General features: G+C 67.8%; 15 protein-coding genes. 4 read left to right on the forward strand and 11 right to left on the reverse strand.

Annotated features, from left to right (window positions below):
• Positions 1-3: 3 nt before the first annotated feature.
• The 7 genes from PGN27_RS03850 to PGN27_RS03880 are packed head-to-tail and all read right to left on the reverse strand — an operon-like array spanning position 4 to position 8812.
• On the reverse strand, positions 4-1203 hold the full coding sequence (locus PGN27_RS03850) for an acetylornithine transaminase (protein WP_335324900.1): 1200 nt from the start codon (positions 1201-1203) through the stop codon (positions 4-6).
• Positions 1200-2069, reverse strand: a complete 870-nt coding sequence (argB, locus tag PGN27_RS03855) for an acetylglutamate kinase (protein WP_335324901.1) — start codon at positions 2067-2069, stop codon at positions 1200-1202. The genes PGN27_RS03850 and argB overlap by 4 nt, the downstream gene beginning before the upstream one ends.
• Positions 2066-3259: a bifunctional glutamate N-acetyltransferase/amino-acid acetyltransferase ArgJ gene (argJ, locus tag PGN27_RS03860; RefSeq protein WP_418888549.1), complete on the reverse strand. Its 1194-nt coding sequence runs from the start codon at positions 3257-3259 to the stop codon at positions 2066-2068. Before argJ ends, argB begins: the two co-directional genes overlap by 4 nt.
• Positions 3260-3267: 8 nt before the next feature.
• Positions 3268-4299 (reverse strand): N-acetyl-gamma-glutamyl-phosphate reductase, encoded by a 1032-nt coding sequence (gene argC / locus PGN27_RS03865; protein WP_335324903.1) that lies wholly within the window; start codon positions 4297-4299, stop codon positions 3268-3270.
• A gap of 56 nt (positions 4300-4355) precedes the next feature.
• Positions 4356-6842 carry a phenylalanine--tRNA ligase subunit beta gene (gene pheT, locus PGN27_RS03870; protein ID WP_335324904.1) on the reverse strand — a complete coding sequence of 829 codons (2487 nt, stop codon included), beginning with the start codon at positions 6840-6842 and terminating at the stop codon, positions 4356-4358.
• The gene (pheS, locus tag PGN27_RS03875) at positions 6842-7873 is read right to left on the reverse strand and encodes a phenylalanine--tRNA ligase subunit alpha (RefSeq protein WP_335324905.1); all 1032 of its coding nucleotides are present in this window, start codon (positions 7871-7873) and stop codon (positions 6842-6844) included. Before pheS ends, pheT begins: the two co-directional genes overlap by 1 nt.
• 36 nt (positions 7874-7909) lie before the next feature.
• Complete coding sequence (locus PGN27_RS03880; protein ID WP_418888523.1) at positions 7910-8812, reverse strand: adenylate/guanylate cyclase domain-containing protein; 903 nt, start codon at positions 8810-8812, stop codon at positions 7910-7912.
• A 222-nt stretch (positions 8813-9034) separates the two neighbouring features.
• Between PGN27_RS03880 and PGN27_RS03885 the strand changes: the two genes are divergently transcribed.
• Together PGN27_RS03885 and PGN27_RS03890 are read left to right on the forward strand one after the other, a co-directional pair.
• The gene (locus tag PGN27_RS03885) at positions 9035-10072 is read left to right on the forward strand and encodes an oxygenase MpaB family protein (RefSeq protein ID WP_335324906.1); all 1038 of its coding nucleotides are present in this window, start codon (positions 9035-9037) and stop codon (positions 10070-10072) included.
• A gap of 4 nt (positions 10073-10076) precedes the next feature.
• A complete protein-coding gene (locus PGN27_RS03890) occupies positions 10077-11315 on the forward strand; it encodes an acyl-CoA dehydrogenase family protein (RefSeq protein ID WP_335324907.1) in 1239 nt (412 codons plus the stop codon).
• 151 nt (positions 11316-11466) lie between these two features.
• Here the strand turns inward: PGN27_RS03890 and PGN27_RS03895 are convergent, their stop codons facing one another.
• Genes PGN27_RS03895 through infC form a run of 4 tightly spaced genes read right to left on the reverse strand, consistent with a single transcriptional unit; the run spans position 11467 to position 13605 of the window.
• Entirely contained in the window at positions 11467-12249 is a 783-nt protein-coding gene (locus PGN27_RS03895) for a TrmH family RNA methyltransferase (protein ID WP_335324908.1), read from the reverse strand.
• Positions 12250-12260: 11 nt separating this feature from the next.
• Positions 12261-12650 (reverse strand): 50S ribosomal protein L20, encoded by a 390-nt coding sequence (rplT, locus tag PGN27_RS03900; protein WP_011560372.1) that lies wholly within the window; start codon positions 12648-12650, stop codon positions 12261-12263.
• A 49-nt stretch (positions 12651-12699) separates the two neighbouring features.
• The gene (rpmI, locus tag PGN27_RS03905) at positions 12700-12894 is read right to left on the reverse strand and encodes a 50S ribosomal protein L35 (protein ID WP_019511535.1); all 195 of its coding nucleotides are present in this window, start codon (positions 12892-12894) and stop codon (positions 12700-12702) included.
• Between the two features lie 24 nt (positions 12895-12918).
• Positions 12919-13605, reverse strand: coding sequence for a translation initiation factor IF-3 (gene infC, locus PGN27_RS03910; RefSeq protein ID WP_335324909.1), 687 nt, complete (start codon positions 13603-13605; stop codon positions 12919-12921).
• A 196-nt stretch (positions 13606-13801) separates the two neighbouring features.
• Here infC and PGN27_RS03915 point away from each other — a divergent pair, with 196 nt between their 5' ends.
• Both PGN27_RS03915 and lysX read left to right on the forward strand, forming a co-directional pair.
• On the forward strand, positions 13802-14161 hold the full coding sequence (locus PGN27_RS03915) for a DUF1844 domain-containing protein (protein ID WP_335324910.1): 360 nt from the start codon (positions 13802-13804) through the stop codon (positions 14159-14161).
• A 73-nt stretch (positions 14162-14234) separates the two neighbouring features.
• Entirely contained in the window at positions 14235-17579 is a 3345-nt protein-coding gene (lysX, locus tag PGN27_RS03920) for a bifunctional lysylphosphatidylglycerol synthetase/lysine--tRNA ligase LysX (protein WP_335324911.1), read from the forward strand.
• Positions 17580-17609: the final 30 nt, after the last annotated feature.

Raw genomic sequence — 17609 nt, forward strand, 5'->3', positions numbered from 1 at the left:
GCTTTACCCCTTGGCTCCGTGGTCGAGTACCGCGGGCAGCGCGGTGAGGAACTCGTCGATCTGGGCATCGGTGATGATCAGCGGCGGGGCCAATCGGATCACGTCGGCCGCGGCGGCGTTGACCAGGAAGCCCGCCTCGCGGGCCGCCGCCTCGACGGCCTTGGCCTTGTCCTGGGTGAGCACGATGCCGATGAGCAGACCCTTGCCGCGGACGTGGTCGACCAGTGGATGGCCGATCTCCTCGACACCGTGGCTGATGGTCTTGCCGGCCGCGTCTGCCCGATTGATCAGGTCCTCGGCGGCCAGCGTCTGCAGTACCGCAAGGGCGGCCGCGGTGCTCACCGGGTTGCCACCGAACGTGCTGCCGTGCAGGCCCGGGGTCAACAGGTCGGCCGTCGCGCCGATGGCCAGGCACGCGCCGATCGGCAGTCCGCCGCCGAGCCCCTTGGCCAGGGTGACGATATCGGGGGTGATGCCGTCGTGCTGATGGGCATAGAACGCGCCGGTGCGCCCGACACCGGTCTGCACCTCGTCGAGGACGAGCAGGGCGCCGTGGGCGGCGGTGATCTCCCGGGCCGCAACCAGATAGCCGGGCGGCGGGACGACCACGCCGCTCTCCCCCATGATCGGCTCCAGGAACACCGCGGCCGTCTGGTCGTCGACGGCGCTGCGCAGCGCGTCGATATCGCCGTAGGGCACGAAGCTGACCTGTCCGGGCAGCGGTTCGAAGGGTGCGCGCTTGGCGGGCTGGCCGGTCAGCGCCAGCGATCCCATCGTGCGACCGTGGAAACCGGCCTCAGCGGCAACGACTTTGGTCCGTCCGGTGAGCCGGGTGATCTTGAACGCGACCTCGTTGGCCTCGGTGCCGGAGTTGCAGAAGAATGCTCGCGCTGTGACATCCCCCGTCGCTTCGCTCGCCCCCGACGCTCCGAGGTGATCGACGAGCCGCTCCGCCAGGGCGATACCTGGCTCGGTGGCATACAGATTCGAAGTGTGCCCCAGCGTGTTGAGCTGGGCGGTGACGGCCTCGATCACGGCCGGATGACGGTGGCCGAGCAGGTTGACCGCGATACCGCCGAGCATGTCCAGATAGCGCTTGCCGGATTCGTCGGTGACGACGGCGCCGTCCCCGGCGACGAGCGCCAGCGGCGGGGTGCCGTAGTTGTTCATCATGACCGCTTCCCAGCGGCTGGTGAGAGTCATGCGGGTATCACTTTCGTTCCGGTTCCTTCGTCGGTGAAAAGCTCGACCAGCACACAGTGTTCGACGCGGCCGTCGATGACGTGCGCGCTGGGCACACCGCCGCCGACAGCGCGCAAGCACGCCTCGATCTTGGGCACCATGCCCGATTCGAGTTTCGGCAACAGTTGCGTCAGCGCCGCACTGTCGATCTCGCTGACCAGCGAGGTCCGGTCCGGCCAGTCGGTGTAGAGGCCTTCGACGTCGGTGAGCATCAGCAGCTTCTCGGCACCGAGCGCCTCGGCCAGTGCCGCAGCCGCAGTGTCGGCGTTGATGTTGTGCACCACGCCGTCGATATCGGGTGCGATGGTGGAGACCACCGGGATGCGCCCTGCGGCAATGAGATCCAGCAGCGAGCCGGCATTGACGTGTTCGACGTCGCCGACCAGCCCGATATCGGTGGGCACGCCGTCGACGGTCACACTGCGCCGTACCGCGGTGAACAGTTGGGCGTCCTCACCGGTGACGCCGACCGCGTAGGGGCCATGGGCGTTGATCAGGCCGACGAGCTCGCGGCCCACCTGACCGAACAGCACCATCCTGGCGACGTCGAGCACCTCGGGGGTGGTGACCCGGAACCCGCCCTTGAAATCGCCTGCGATGCCGAGCTTGGAGAGCATCGCGCTGATCTGCGGGCCGCCGCCGTGCACGACGACCGGCCGGATCCCGCAGTTGCGCAGGAACACCATATCGGCGGCGAAGGCAGCCTTGAGCGCGTCATCGGTCATGGCGTTGCCGCCGTACTTGACCACGACGATCTTGCCGTGCAGTTGCTTGAGCCAGGGCAACGCCTCGGCCAGCACGGCGGCTTTGGTGGCAGTTTCGCTCATGAGCTGTAGGCCGAGTTCTCTTCGACGTAGGCATGCGACAGGTCGGTGGTGCGGATCGACGCCGACGCGTCACCGGAGGCCAGGTCGACCAGCACCTCGATCTCGTCGCCGGAGAGGTCGACCTCGCGGGCGCCGGGGGCACCGGCACCGTCGACACACACCGGAGACCCGTTGAACGACACGCTGATCTGATGCGGATCGAGCGTCACCGGCGCGATACCGACGGCGGCCAGCACGCGGCCCCAGTTGGGGTCGGAGCCGAACAGTGCGGTCTTGACCAGGCTGTCGCGGGCGATGGCGCGGGCGGCCACCAGCGCGTCATCCTCGGAGGCGGCACCGCCGACGGTGATCGTGATGCGTTTGGTGACGCCCTCGGCATCGGCCTGCAACTGCGCACACAGATCGTCGCAGACGGCGAAGACGGCCGCGTCCAGGTCGTCCTGGCTGGGGGTGACCTCGCTGGCGCCGGAGGCCAGCAGGAGCACGCTGTCGTTGGTCGAGCAGCTGCCGTCGACGTCGAGGCGGTCGAAGGTTCGCGCCGTGGCCCGCCGCAACGCGGTGTCCAACGCCTGCGGACCGGCCACCGCGTCGGTGGTGATCACGACCAGCATGGTGGCCAGCGACGGGGCGAGCATGCCGGCACCCTTGGCCATCCCGCCGACGGTCCAGTTGTCAGCATGCAGCGCAACCTGTTTGGGCACCGTGTCGGTGGTCATGATGGCCCGGGCGGCTTCCTCGCCACCGGTCAAGCCACCGGCCATCTCGTGCACGATCTCCGTCACTCCGGCCAGCACCTTGTCCATCGGGAGCCGGTCACCGATCAGGCCGGTCGAGCACACCGCGACCTCGATGGCCCCGGTCTCGGTGCCCCAGTCGCTCAGTGCCGCGGCGACCGCCTCGGCGGTGGCATGGGTGTCCTGGAATCCGCCGGGACCGGTGCAGGCGTTGGCGCCTCCGGAGTTCAGGATGACCGCGCGCAGCCTGCCGGTCGTCAGTACCTGCTGCGACCACTGCACCGGGGCGGCCTTGATCTGGTTGCGGGTGAACACGCCCGCCGCGTGATGGTCGGGACCCTCGTTGAGTACCAGCGCCAGATCGAGCGCACCCGAGGCCTTGATACCGGCCGAGATACCGGTGGCCCGGAACCCGGCCGGCGCGGTGACGCCCTGAGTACGTACCAGCTTGCCCACTGCCCGGTTCACGGTGCCACTCCCACGGTCGACAGTCCTTCGGTCTCGGGCCATCCCAGTGCCAGATTCATCGACTGCACCGCAGCGCCGCCGGTGCCCTTGGTGAGGTTGTCGATGGCGCAGACGGCCACCAGCATGCCGGCATCGGCGTCGACGGCGACAGCGATCTGGGCGGCGTTGCTGCCGATCACCGATCCGGTCTTGGGTAGCTGCCCCTCGGGCAGCAGATGGATGAATGGTTCGTCGGCATAGGCCTTCTCGTAAGCGGCCCGGATCTCGGACTCGGATGCCTGCGTCGGCGCGGTGCAGGTGGCCAGGATGCCACGCGAGGTCGGGATGAGCACAGGGGTGAACGACACCGTCACCGGCTTGTCGGTGACCTTGCGCAAACCCTGGGCGATCTCGGGGGTGTGCCGATGTTTCCCGCCGATGTTGTAGGCCCGCGCCGATCCGATCACCTCGGCGCCGAGCAGGTCGACCTTGGCGGACTTGCCCGCGCCGGAGGTGCCGCTGACCGCGACGACGGTCACGTTCGGTTCCGCCAAACCGGCCCCGATGCCGGGCAGCAGCGCCAGCAGGGCCGAGGTCGGGTAACAGCCCGGCACCGCGATGCGGGTGGCGCCTTTGAGCGCGTCTCGACCTCCGGGCAATTCGGGCAGCCCGTAGGGCCAGGTGCCGGCGTGCGCGCTGCCGTAGAACTTCTCCCAGTCCGCGGCGTCGGTCAGCCGGAAGTCGGCACCGCAGTCGATGATGACGGTGCCGCCGAGTTGTTCTGCCAGCGCGGCCGAGTGACCGTGCGGCAGGCCCAGGAAGACCACGTCATGCTCGGCGAGCAGGGCGGCGTCGGTAGCCTCCAGCACCCGATCGGCCAGCGGCAGCAGGTGTGGGTGATGCTCGGCAAGGGTGCTGCCCGCGCTGGCGGCGGCCGTGAGCGCACCGATGGTCAGCCGACCGTCCGCGTAGGCGGGGTGGCCCAGCAGTAGGCGCAGGATCTCGCCACCGGCGTATCCGCTGGCGCCGGCGACAGCTACGGATGTCATGAGCCCGATCCTTGCATTGTTATGCAGACGAATGCAAACCCATTACAACATCGCCGTCAGGCGCGCTGCACGGCGCCGACCCGCTCGGCCGCGGCGGCAACCGCGGCGTCCCTGGCCGCGCTGGCCTCGTCCTCGGTCAACGTCCGGTCCGCCGCCCGGAACCGCAGCGCCAGGGTGAGCGACTTGCGCCCCTCCCCGATCTGCGGGCCGGTGTAGACATCGAACAAGCGGACGTCCTCCAACAGCTCACCGGCACCGCCGCGGACGGCGTCGATCACCGACTGCGCGGCCACCTCATCGGCCACGATCAGGCTGATGTCCTGGAACACCGCGGGGAACGGCGACACCGAGGGTGCGGGCAGCCGGTCGACGATCGGGATGTCATCGAGATCGATCTCGACCGCGCAGGTGCCCGCGGGCAATCCCACCCGCTCGATGACGGCCGGGTGCAACTGTCCGGCATGGCCGACGACGACGCCCCCGACGAGCACCGCCGCACACCGGCCCGGGTGCCACGGCAACTGCGCGTCGGCACGCAGGGTCAGCTCGACCCCGACCGCCCGACCGATGACCCGTACCGCCTCGAAGGCATCGGCGGCCTCGACCTTGCGACCTGGGCCCCACGGCCCGGCGGGTTCACGCAGCCCGGCCATCACGATGCCCACATGCTCGGGCTGGCTGGGCAACGAGCGATCCAGTCCGGCGATCTCCTCGTCGGTGGGCCTGCGATCGGTGGGGATCCGTTGCACCGCACGGGTTTCGGTCGTCTGCACGGCGACATGCGAGATCGCGAACAACGACGTGTCCACGGCACCGCGGGACACGTTGCGCGTCAACGCTTCCAGCAGGCCGGGCAGCAGCGTGCTGGCCAGCTGGGGCCGATCGGCCTCCAACGGATTGAGCAGTCTGACCACCGAACGCCGGGGGTCGTCCGCAGCGAGCCCCCAGGCATCGAACACCCCGGCCGGCAGGAACGGTGTCGGCAGCACCTCGACGAAACCCTCCAGCGCCAACGACTTCCCGATGGCCCGGCGACGGCGTTGGACCGGGGTCAGGCCCCGTCCGGGCGGTGCCAGCGGCAGCACCGAGGGAATGGCATCCAGCCCCTCCAACCGCAGCACCTCTTCGACCAGGTCGGCAGGCTCACGCAGGTCGGGCCGCCAGCTCGGCGGTACCGCGGTCAACACACCGTCGGACTCGGTGACCGTGGCGCCGATCTGGGTGAGCCGGCGCGCGGACACCCCGGCGGGATACGTCACTCCGGCGACCCGGTCGGGCAGGTCGGCGGGCATGCTCACCGGCGCCGGTGACCAGTTGTCGCGCGGCGGGTCACCACGCCAGTCGGTCAGAGTCGGATCGACGGTGCCGCCGGCGATCTCGGCGAGCAGCGTGGCGCAACGATCCAGCGCGGCCACCGAGATGGCCGGGTCGACCGTGCGCTCGTAACGGCGGCCGGCCTCGCTGACCAGACGGAGCCTGCGCTGGGTACGCGATACCGCGGCCGGATCCCAGACGGCGGCCTCCAGCAGCACGTCCGTCGTCGACGATCGCACCTCGGTGGTGCCCGCGCCCATCACGCCGCCGATCGCCGCGGTGGCGATATCGTCGACGATCAGGACATCGGTGTCGTTCAGGGTGCGAGTGACATCGTCGAGGGTGGTGACCTGCTCGCCCGCGGTGGCGAACCGGACGTCGAAGCCGCCGGTGATCAACGACCGGTCATGGGCATGCATCGGATGGCCGAGTTCGAGCATCACGTAGTTGGTCACGTCCACGGCCGGTGAAATGGCCCGGATGCCCGAGAGCAGAAGCCGTCGCTGCAGCCACCACGGTGACACCGCCGCGGGGTCGATACCGGTGACCGGCCGCAGACCGAAGCGCTGCACACCCGTGCCCGGCTGGACGGTCAGCGGCCACGCCTCGCCCTGCGCGGGCAGCGGGGGTACGTCCGCCGGATCGACGAATTCCAGATCGGCGGCGCAGGCGATATCGCGCGCCAGCCCACGCATCGACAGGCAGTAACCCCGGTCCGGGGTGATCGCCAGATGGAACACCACATCGTCGAGACCGACGACCTCGATGGCCGACGCTCCGGGCTCGGCGGTACCGGCGGGCAGGACCAGGATCCCGGAGTGGTCGCCACCGAGGTTCAGCTCCGATGCCGAGCAGATCATGCCGTCGGACGTGCGGCCGTAGGTCTTGCGCTTGGCGATCGCGAAATCGCCGGGCAGAACCGTGCCGGGCAATGCAACGACCACCAGGTCACCGACCGCGAAATTTCTTGCGCCACAGACGATATCGCGGGGTTCGGCCTCACCCACATCAACCTTGCAGGCGCGGATGGGCTTCTTGAACTCGGTGAGTTCCTCGATCTCGGTGACGCGGCCGACGGTCAGCGGTCCGGTGACCGGGCCGACCGGGATGATCTCCTCCACTTCGTGGCCGATCCGGACCAGGAGGTCCTCGAGCTCCTCGACCGAGACGTCCCAGCCGGGGTTGCCGAGCCGGACGGTATCGCGCAGCCAGCTGTAGGGAACGCGCATCAGGCACCCACCCCGAACGGCAGCGAGAACCGCACGTCACCTTCGACCATGTCACGCATGTCCGGAATACCGTTGCGGAACTGCAGAGTTCGCTCCAATCCCATACCGAAGGCGAAGCCGGAGTATTCGGCCGGGTCGATACCGCAGGCGCGCAGCACATTCGGGTTCACCATGCCGCAGCCACCCCACTCGACCCAGCCCGGGCCGCCCTTCTTGTTCTCGAACCACACGTCCACCTCGGCCGACGGCTCGGTGAACGGGAAGAAATGCGGCCGGAACCTCGTCCGCCCGGCCGGGCCGAACTCGGCGCGCGCCAGCGCGTCCAGGGTGCCGCGCAGATTGGCCATCGTCAGGCCCTTGTCGACGGCCAGACCCTCGACCTGATGGAAGACCGGGGTGTGGGTGGCGTCGAGCTCGTCGGTCCGAAACGTGCGCCCCAGCGAGATGATGTAGACCGGCAGTTCGCGTTCCAGCAGCGCACGAATCTGCACCGGCGACGTGTGTGTGCGCAGCACCTGACGCGATCCCTCGGGTGCGATCTGGAAGGTGTCCTGCTCGCTTCGCGCCGGATGGTCGGGCGGGAAGTTCAGCGCGTCGAAGTTGAACTGCTCGGTCTCGACCTCCGGTCCCTCGGCCAGCTCCCAGCCCATCGCCACGAAGGTGTCGGCGATCCGCTCGGTGAGCAGCGTGATGGGGTGTCGCGCGCCGACCGGGCGTCGGGTCGATGGCAACGTCACGTCGATGCGTTCGGCGACGAGCACCGCGGCATCGCGCTCGGCACGCAATGCGGCCAGCCGCTCGTCGAAGCTCTGCTGCGCCTCGGTGCGCGCGATGTTGACCCGCTTGCCCGCGTCGGCGCGTTCGGTCTTGGGCAGGGCGCCCAGCGCCTGACGGGCCATGGCGATCGGGGAACGGTCCCCGAGATGTTCGGTCTTCGCTCTGGCCAGCGCGTCGAGGTCCGCGGCGGCGTCGAAGGCCTGCCGGGCCGCAGCAACTGCGCTGATCAGGGCATCTTCTGAGAGCTCCGTCACCCGGCGATCATAGGTGATGGCCCGTTGAGAGCGACGTCACGCACCCTCTCCACCGTCCGGGGCGGTTTCGGCGGCCGCCGACTTCGACAACGGCTTGACCCAGTACATGACCAGGTCCTCGGGCACCCCGCTGGGCTTGGTGGCGAACAACTGCTTACGCACCCGTTTGACCGAGATCCCGAGCGCGGCCAGGGCCTCGACACCACCGACCGCGTCCACCGTGGTGTGCGAGATGACGAGTCCGCCGCGGGTCGCCCGCTCCATCACCCGTGCGGCGATGTTGACGTCCACACCCAGCCAGTCCGACCCGATGCGGTGTGGGTGGCCGGTGTGGATGCCGGCCCGCATGCGCGGCGTGTACCCGTCGACCTCGACGGACTGCACGGCGTCCAGGGCCGCGAGCACCGCACGGACCGCGGTGCTCGGATCGGTGAAAACGATCATCGCGCCGTCGCCCATGCGTTTGACGATGTGTCCGCCCTGGACCAGCAGCGGCGGCTCGGTGACCTGTGCGACGCGGCGCAGCAGTCGCAGGGTGGCGTCGTCGCCGGCGCGCAAGGACCATGCCGAGAACCCGACCAGATCCGTGAAGACCAACGTCATCTCCCGGTTGGCCGGCTTGCCCGAGACGCGCTCGGTGAGCGCCTGCCAGACCTGCAGTGCGCCGAGGCTGATCTCCCGGGAGACGGCCTCGCGCTCGAGCAGTCGGTCGGCGGCCCGGGCGGCGGCGCGCGGGCCACCCTCGCCGGCGGCCGACAGCGGGTCGCCGAACTCAGGATCACCGGGCAGTGCGCGCCGCGCACGCCTGATCATCGCCACCACACCGGGGTGGTGATTGGTCGCCGACAGCCATCCGAACGGACCGGGAGGGCGCGGTATCTCCGGCGGCGACACCGCCGGGGTGTGCGCTGACCGTTCCTCGAACGATTCGGCAGCCACAGCGCCACCCTAGGTGGCACCGCCGGTACCGGCAACGACGTTGCGCAACGAGCTTGCTCACATCGCGCCATGCCCAGGGAATGTCCTGGTCACGGCGGTGTGGCAACGGTATCGCCGACCGGTAACGACGCGGCACACCTGCGCGCAGTGTCATGGACAACGCGTGTTGTCAGGCATATCGTGGCCGGACACCGTGGTTTTCGAGGCTCGACGAGGACGCCCATGACCGCTGCATCCGCCGGTACCGACCGGACCGCTGTTCCCAAGCCGATACCGCTCGGCCCCGACTCGTTGACCTGGAGGTATTTCGGCGACCTGCGCACCGGGCTGCTCGGCGTGTGGATCGGCGCGATCCAGAACATGTACCCCGAGCTCGGCGCGGGCGTGGAAGATCATTCGATCCTGCTGCGCGAGCCGTTGCAGCGCGTCGCCCGTTCCGTGTACCCGATCATGGGTGTCGTCTACGACGGTGACCGCGCGGCGGACACCGGCGCGCAGATCAAGAGTTTCCACCACGACATCAAGGGTGTGGACGGCCAGGGGCGCCGCTATCACGCTCTGAATCCCGAGACCTTCTATTGGGCCCACGCGACCTTCTTCATGCTGATCATCAAGACCGCCGAGTACTTCTGCGGAGGACTCACCGAGGCGGAGAAGCGTCAACTCTTCGACGAGCATGTCCAGTGGTACCGGATGTACGGCATGAGCATGCGCCCCGTGCCGGGCTCCTGGGAGGAGTTCTGCGAGTACTGGGATCACAAGTGCCGCGAGGAACTTGAGATCAACAAGGCCACCCTGGACATCTTCTCGATCCGGATTCCCAAGCCCTGGTTCGTGTTGATACCGACCCCGGTGTGGGATCAGCTCTTCAGGCCGCTCGTCGGCGCCCAACGCTGGGTGGCCGCCGGGGTGTTCGACCCGGCCCTTCGCGAGAGGGCCGGGATGCGCTGGACCGCCGGCGACGAGATCATCCTGCGACTGCTCGGCAAGGCCGTCGAACTCGCGTTCGTCGCGGTCCCCGACGAGATCCGGCTGCATCCGCGGGCGGTGTCGGCCTACCGGCGGGCCGGCGGGCGCATCGCCGCCGATGCCCCGCTGGTGGAGGCGCCGGGCTTCATGGCTCCCCCGCCCGATCGTCGAGGTCTGCCGATGCACTACCAACCCCCGCACAAGTCACTGCTCGACCGTGCGGGCTCACTGCTGCACACCACATTCTCGCTGGCCGGTTTGCGTCCGGCCGCCAAACGGAAGGCTGCCTGACTCGATGCTGGAATGGTCTGATGTCGATATCGCCGTGCGTGATGCGGTGCGCGAGTTCGTCGACAAGGAGATACGGCCCCACATCGACGCGCTCGAAAGCGGCGATATGGAGCCCTATCCCATCGTCCGTAAACTGTTCGCCACCTTCGGCATCGATGCGATGGCACGGGAATCGTTGGAGCGCAGGCTGTCCCGGCTGCGCGATGGCGGATCGGGTGGCCAGCCGAAAGCCTCTAGCGGCATGTTCGGTGGCGGTGCCGACCAGGCGGGCATGGGTTTTGTGCTCATCAGCGAGCTCTGTCGGGTGTCGATGGGGCTCGTCACCGGGCTCGGCGTCAGCCTCGGGCTGACGGTGCCGACCATCCAGAGTCGGGGCACCCTGGCCCAGCAGGAACGCTGGCTGCCCGGGCTGGTCACCTACGAGAAGATCGGCGCGTGGGCGATCACCGAGCCCGATTCGGGTTCCGATGCCTTCGGTGGCATGAAGTCCTATGTCGTGCGCGACGGTGACGATTACATCCTCAACGGGCAGAAGACGTTCATCACCAACGGCCCCGATGCCGATGTGGTGGTGGTGTACGCCAAGCTCGACTCCGGCGATGGGACGGGCCGGCGTGACCGTAAGGTCCTCACCTTCGTGCTGGATCGCGGCATGGAGGGTTTTGTGCAGTCGAAACCGTTCCAGAAGATGGGTATTCATTCCTCCCGCACCGGTGAGTTGTTCTTCAACAATGTGCGGCTGGGACGCGACCGGCTCCTCGGCGAGACCGAGAACACCGCCGCAGGTGACGGCAGGGACAGTGCCCGCTCCAACTTCTCGGCCGAACGGATCGGCGTGGCGGCGATGGCACTCGGGGTGATCGAGGAGTGCCTGCGGCTGTCGGTGGATTATGCGAAGACGCGGTTCCTGTGGGGCAAGGAGATCGGACAGTTCCAGTTGATCCAGCTCAAGCTGGCCAATATGGAGGTGGCTCGGATGAACGTGCGCAACATGCTGTTCCGGGTGATCGAGTCCGCTCAGAAGGGCTCCCCCATCTCGTTGGCCGAAGCCTCGGCCATCAAGTGGTATTGCTCGCAGGCCGCCACCGATGTCGCCATGGAGGCCGTTCAGCTGTTCGGCGGCAACGGATACATGACGGAGTACCGCGTGGAGCAGCTGGCCCGCGATGCGAAGTCGCTGATGATCTATGCGGGATCCAACGAGGTGCAGATCACCCATGTCGCCAAGGGTTTGCTCGCCTGACTTCGGGCCGCCATGACAACCTGACCTCCTTGGCCTCAGCGATAACGCGACTCGCCTCGTCATGACTGAACTCAGGTAGACGTTCGGCCCATCTGACCTACACCAGCGCAGCCGGACAAACACCTGGCCCGTCATGACTGAACTCAGGTAGTCAGGACAGCGCCCGGGAACTCTCGTAGAGGCAGATCGCGGCGGCGGCAGCCACATTGAGACTCTCCGCGCCGCCCTTCATCGGGATCTGCACCCGTACATCGGCGGCCGCGGCCACATCGCTGGGCAGTCCGTGGGCCTCCGAGCCGAACAGCCATGCCGTCGGCACGTCGAGTCTGAGGGTCGCCAGCGAGGCCTCACCGTCCAACGTGGTGGCCATCACCACCAGGCCGGCATGGACGAGCTCCGATATCAGTGCCAAGGTGTCGGCCGCGGACACCACCGGCACCGAGAAGATGCTGCCCGCCGATGCGCGTAGGCATTTCGCGTTGTAGGGGTCGACGCTGTTGCCTGCCAGGATCAGCGCATCGGCACCCATCGCGTCGGCGAGACGGATCAGGGTCCCGGCGTTACCAGGATCGGAGGTCTCCACGGCGACCGCCACCAGGCGCGGATCGCCGGAGAGTAGGTCCGGCAGCGACACCTCGGGAATGCGGCAGACCGCCACCAGTCCGACGGGAGTCACGGTGTCCGACAGCGCCTTTGCGGCCTTGTCGGTCACGATGTGGGCCGGGGTGTCGGCCAGCAGGGATGCGAAGCGAACCGCTGCATCTTCGGTGACGAACACCTCGGAAACGACTCCGCGCCGCAACGCCGCCTCGACGAGGTTGGGTCCCTCGGCGAGAAAGCGTGCGGCGCGGCGACGTTCGACAGGTCGCTGCAGCTTGATCGCTGCGGCTACCCGATCTGCGCGCTCGGTGAGCGGCGTGGAGAAGCCACTCATTCAGCGGTGTCTCAGGCGGCTTCGCCCGACGGCGCGTTGACATCCTCGGGCAGGGCCGCCTTGGCGACCTCGACCAGAGCGGTGAACGCGGCCGCGTCGCTGACGGCGATCTCGGCCAGGTTCTTGCGATCCACCTCGACGCCGGCGGCCTTGAGGCCCTGGATCAGGCGGTTGTAGGTGATGTCGTTGGCGCGGGCGGCGGCGTTGATGCGCGAGATCCACAGCTTGCGGAACTCACCCTTGCGCGCGCGGCGGTCGCGGTAGGCGTAGGTGAGCGAGTGGAGCTGCTGCTCCTTGGCCTTGCGGTAGAGCCGCGAACGCTGTCCGCGATAGCCCTTGGACGCCTTGAGTACTGTGCGCCGCTTCTTCTGAGCGTTGACTGCGCGCTTCACGCGTGCCATGAGAGTGTTCCTTGTCTAACGGGGTGAAAGTTGGTCGGTGAAGCGGTGATTAGCCGTTCAGCAGCTTCTTGACGCGCTTGGTGTCATTGGCGGCCACCACGGTGCGGCCGTCGAGGCGACGGGTCTGCTTGCTCGGCTTGTGCTCGAGCAGGTGGCGCTTACCGGCCTTCTGGCGGACAACCTTGCCGCTTCCGGTGACGCGGAAGCGCTTGGATGCGCCGCTGTGGGTCTTTGCCTTGGGCATGTTGTCCTCAGTTCGTGTGGTGAATCAGTTCTGCGTGGGCTCTGCGGTGTCGGCGGGGGCCGCCTCAGAAGCTGGGCGGCGCGCCGGCGTATCTGCGTCGTGCGCCGCCTTGGCACGAGTCTTCGCACCGCGGTGCGGCGCCAGCACCATCGTCATGTTGCGGCCGTCCTGCTTGGCCGAGGTCTCGACGAAGCCGTAATCGGCGACGTCGGCGCCGAGGCGCTGCAGCAGTCGGTAGCCCAACTCGGGCCGGGACTGCTCGCGACCGCGGAACATGATGGTGACCTTGACCTTGGACCCGGCTTCGAGGAAGCGGACGACGTGCCCCTTCTTCGTCTCGTAGTCGTGGTCGTCGATCTTCGGTCGCAGCTTCTGTTCCTTGACGACGGTCTGCTGCTGGTTCTTGCGAGACTCGCGCTCCTTGAGTGCCGTCTCGTACTTGAACTTGCCGTAGTCCATGATCTTGCAGACCGGAGGCCTGGCGTTCGGGGCTACTTCGACAAGGTCGAGATCGGCATCCGCGGCAACGCGGAGTGCATCTTCGATGCGAACGATGCCTACCTGTTCGCCATTGGGTCCGATCAGGCGGACTTCAGGTACGCGGATACGCTCGTTGATGCGGGTCTCAGTGCTGATGGGGCCTCCTACGTTGTCTTCTCGTGCCACGACCGTGTGGAATACCGGGTCAGTAGCGGAGCAACACCACGCCATCAGCAGAAAGGCCCTGCATATAGCAGGGCCCGATGCCGACCGATCACGGCTCTCGCCGTCTGCGTAAACGCAGAACAGAGCATCCGCGGATGCCTGTGACCGGACCGCTGGACCGGTACGGTCAGCGGTGGGAGCGGGACTCCACTTACTGTCCCTGGCGTTCGCCGGGACGGTCGATCATGCCACTCTATCAGGCATGACCGACGATCAGAAAACTCAGTCCGCCGAAGACCCGCAGGTGAGAGAGCTCGCGGAAATCCCGGCGGTCGAGGTGATCACCCGTTCGGCGGTGATGTTGATGAGCGCGGCCGCCGAAAAGCTGGGCCTGGCGTCCGAGGATCCCGACGAAAGCCCGCACCGCGACCTCGACGAAGCGCGCCGTCTGATCACCGCGCTGGCGGGCCTGGTGACCGCCTCCGCGGAGTTCCTCGGGTTGCACGCCGGTCCGCTGCGCGATGGGCTCAAGAGCCTGCAGCTGGCGTTCCGCGAGGCCAGTGCCGCACCCGAGGAGCCGGGACACGGTCCCGGTGAGAAGTACACCGGCCCGGTCTGGTGATCGCCACCCCGACACACCACCCGGGGCCCCGAGAATCACCCGTCCCGTCCGGTTAGCGCATATTCTCGCGCCCATGACGGCCACCTCAGCTGTGCCCTCGCCCCATCCTGCGGCGACACCCCGTCGGCCATCGGGTTTCGCCTGGGTTCCCACCGCGGCGGGCTGGATCGTCGGGGTCATCGCCACGCTGTCGTTGGTGGCGAGCATCTCGCCGTTCGTCCGCGCCGTGATCCGGATTCCGCGCGAGTTCGTCAACGACTACATCTTCAACTTCCCCGACACCAGCTTCGCGTGGGCCTTCGTGCTGGCGTTGCTGGCTGCTGCGCTGGCCGCCCGCAAGAGCATCGCGTGGTGGATCCTGGTGTTCTACATGGTCAGCGCCGCCGCGCTGAACGTCGCCGACCTGGTGACCGGCGACGAGACCGTCATGGAGGACATCGGCGAGATCATCGGCCTGGTGTTCCATCTGGCATCCATCGGATTCCTGGTGCTGGCGCGTCACGAGTTCTGGGCCAAGGTGCGCCGCGGCGCGCTGATCAAGGCGGTGGGCACGCTGGTGGCCGGGATGACGGTGGGCATCCTGATCGGCTGGGGCCTGCTCGAATTGTTCCCCGGTTCCCTGGAGCCCGACTACCGACTCGGTTACGCCGCCAACCGGGTGGTCGCGTTCTCGGGCGTCGACGCAGAGGTCTTCGACGGCCAGCACCCTGGAGTTCTCGTCCGAGCATTGCTCGGCCTCTTCGGCGCACTGGCACTGATGGTCGCGGCCATCGTGCTGTTCCGCTCCCAGCGCGCGACCAATGCGCTGACCGGCGAGGACGAGTCGGCGATCCGAGGCCTGCTGGAGCTGTACGGCAAGAACGACTCGCTCGGATACTTCGCGACACGACGCGACAAGTCGGTGATCTTTGCGCCCAACGGCCGCGCCGCCATCACCTATCGGGTCGAGGTGGGGGTCTGCCTGGCCAGCGGTGACCCCGTGGGCGATCCGCGGGCCTGGCCCGCGGCCATCGGAGCCTGGCTCAAGCTGTGCGAGACCTACGGTTGGGCGCCCGGTGTGATGGGTGCCAGCACGACCGCGGCCGAGGCGTTCCGCGAGGCGGGACTCAACGCCGTGGAACTCGGCGACGAGGCGATTCTGCATCCCGACCGGTTCAAACTCTCGGGACCGGACATGAAACCCGTGCGCCAGGCCGTGACCCGCGCGCGCCGGGCCGGGCTGACGGTGCGCATCCGCAGGCACCGCGATCTCACCGCCGATGCCATGGCCATGGTGATCGCCAGAGCCGACGAATGGCGGGACACCGAAACCGAGCGTGGCTTCTCGATGGCGCTCGGACGGCTCGGCGATCCGGCCGATGGCGACTGCCTGCTGGTCGAGGCGGTGTCCGAGGGCTCGGCGGACGGCTCCGAGGATCAGGTCGTGGCGATGCTGTCGTTGGTGCCCTGGGGCTCCAACGGCGTGTCACTGGACGTCATGCGTCGGTCCCCGCAGTCCCCCAACGGCACCATCGAGCTGATGGTCAGCGAGTTGTGCCTGCAGGCTGAGGATCTCGGGGTCACGCGGATCTCGCTGAACTTTGCGATGTTCCGATCGGCGTTCGAGCAGGGTGCCCAGCTGGGCGCCGGGCCGGTGGCCCGGCTCTGGCGGGCGTTGCTGGTGTTCTTCTCCCGCTGGTGGCAGCTGGAGACGCTGTACCGGTCCAACATGAAGTATCAGCCCGAGTGGGTGCCGCGCTACGCCTGTTACGAAGAGACACGCGAGATCCCGCGTGTCGGAGTGGCATCGGTGATCGCCGAGGGTTTCCTGATCCTGCCCTTCTCGCGGCGCAAGGAACACACCGGCGAACATGTCGCGGCCCCCAAGGCTCTGGTGGACAGCGGCGTGCTGCACGAAGACGGCACCGCACCCGATGCCAGCTCGATGGCCCACGATCTGCCCGGCGCGCAGGAAAACCGGTTGCCCGAGCAGGTCCGGGTCCGGATGGCCAAGCTGAAATCCTTGCAGGACAGCGGGATCGATGCCTATCCGGTCGGCGAGGCGCCCAGCCACACGGTGGACCAGGCGTTGGCGACCACCGCCCCTGACGAGACCGTCACGGTGGCGGGCCGGATCCTGCGACTCCGCGATTACGGCGGGGTACTGTTCGTCCAGCTGCGAGACTGGTCGGCCGAAGTGCAGTTGCTGCTGGATGATTCGCGGTTGACCCAGGGGCGCAACTCCGATTTCACGGCTGCGATCGACCTCGGCGATCTGATCGAGGTCACCGGAACCATGGGCCACAGCCGCAACGGGACACCGTCGCTTTTGGTGACCAGATGGCGCCTGATCGGCAAATGCCTGCGCCCGCTGCCCGACAAGTGGAAGGGCCTGACCGACCCGGAGGCCCGGGTCCGCACCCGCTACGTCGACCTGGCCATCAACACCGATGCGCGGGACCTGATCACCGCCCGCAGCCGGATCCTGCACGCCATCCGGGAGACCTTGGTGGGCAAGGGTTTCCTCGAGGTGGAGACGCCCATCCTGCAGCAAATCCACGGCGGCGCGAACGCCCGCCCGTTCATCACCCACATCAATGCCTACGATCTGGACCTGTATCTGCGGATCGCGCCGGAGTTGTACCTCAAACGGTTGTGCGTCGGTGGTGTCGAGCGCGTCTTCGAGCTGGGCCGCGCTTTCCGTAACGAAGGGGTGGACTTCAGCCACAACCCCGAATTCACGCTGTTGGAGGCCTATCAGGCGCATGCCGACTACAACGTCTGGATGCACGGCTGCCGTGAACTGATCCAGAACGCCGCCCAAGCCGCCAACGGGTCCCAGGTGGTGATGCGCCCCGGCGCCGACGGCGCCCTGGAAGCGGTGGACATCTCCGGGGACTGGCCGGTCAAAACTGTCCACGGCGCGGTGTCGGAGGCCCTGGGCACCACCATCGACCCGGAGACCGACCTACAGACGCTGCGCCATCTGTGCGACGGCGCCGGGGTGCCCTACCTGACGCACTGGGACGCCGGCGCGGTGGTGCTGGAACTCTACGAACGACTGGTCGAAGGGCAGACCGAGCACCCGACCTTCTACAAGGATTTCCCGACCTCGGTGTCCCCGCTGACGCGGCCGCACCGCAGCATCCCCGGGGTGGCCGAACGGTGGGATCTGGTGGCCTGGGGGGTCGAGTTGGGCACCGCCTACAGCGAACTCACCGACCCGGTCGAACAGCGGCGCCGCCTGCAGGAGCAGTCGCTGTTGGCCGCCGGCGGAGATCCCGAGGCGATGGAACTCGACGAGGACTTCCTCCAGGCCCTCGAATACGCGATGCCGCCGACCGGCGGCCTCGGTGTGGGTGTCGACCGAGTGGTGATGCTGATCACTGGGCGCAGCATCCGAGAAACCTTGCCGTTCCCGCTGGCCAAGCCGCGCTGAGGGGTCACAGCCACTTCCCAGGGAAGCCCG

Source organism: Mycolicibacterium neoaurum, from assembly GCF_036946495.1.
In the GTDB taxonomy this organism is placed as follows: Bacteria; Actinomycetota; Actinomycetes; order Mycobacteriales; family Mycobacteriaceae; genus Mycobacterium; species Mycobacterium neoaurum_B.

Coding starts and splice junctions, on each gene's coding strand:
- rplT (WP_011560372.1), bottom strand. CDS start 12,650: ATGGCACGCGTGAAGCGCGCAGTCAACGCTCAGAAGAAGCGGCGCACA.
- rpmI (WP_019511535.1), bottom strand. CDS start 12,894: ATGCCCAAGGCAAAGACCCACAGCGGCGCATCCAAGCGCTTCCGCGTC.
- infC (WP_335324909.1), bottom strand. CDS start 13,605: ATGGCGTGGTGTTGCTCCGCTACTGACCCGGTATTCCACACGGTCGTG.
- PGN27_RS03850 (WP_335324900.1), bottom strand. CDS start 1,203: ATGACTCTCACCAGCCGCTGGGAAGCGGTCATGATGAACAACTACGGC.
- argB (WP_335324901.1), bottom strand. CDS start 2,069: ATGAGCGAAACTGCCACCAAAGCCGCCGTGCTGGCCGAGGCGTTGCCC.
- pheT (WP_335324904.1), bottom strand. CDS start 6,842: ATGCGCGTTCCCTACAGCTGGCTGCGCGATACCGTCCGGCTCGGCAAC.
- PGN27_RS03885 (WP_335324906.1), top strand. CDS start 9,035: ATGACCGCTGCATCCGCCGGTACCGACCGGACCGCTGTTCCCAAGCCG.
- PGN27_RS03895 (WP_335324908.1), bottom strand. CDS start 12,249: ATGAGTGGCTTCTCCACGCCGCTCACCGAGCGCGCAGATCGGGTAGCC.
- PGN27_RS03915 (WP_335324910.1), top strand. CDS start 13,802: ATGACCGACGATCAGAAAACTCAGTCCGCCGAAGACCCGCAGGTGAGA.
- PGN27_RS03890 (WP_335324907.1), top strand. CDS start 10,077: ATGCTGGAATGGTCTGATGTCGATATCGCCGTGCGTGATGCGGTGCGC.
- argC (WP_335324903.1), bottom strand. CDS start 4,299: ATGACATCCGTAGCTGTCGCCGGCGCCAGCGGATACGCCGGTGGCGAG.
- lysX (WP_335324911.1), top strand. CDS start 14,235: ATGACGGCCACCTCAGCTGTGCCCTCGCCCCATCCTGCGGCGACACCC.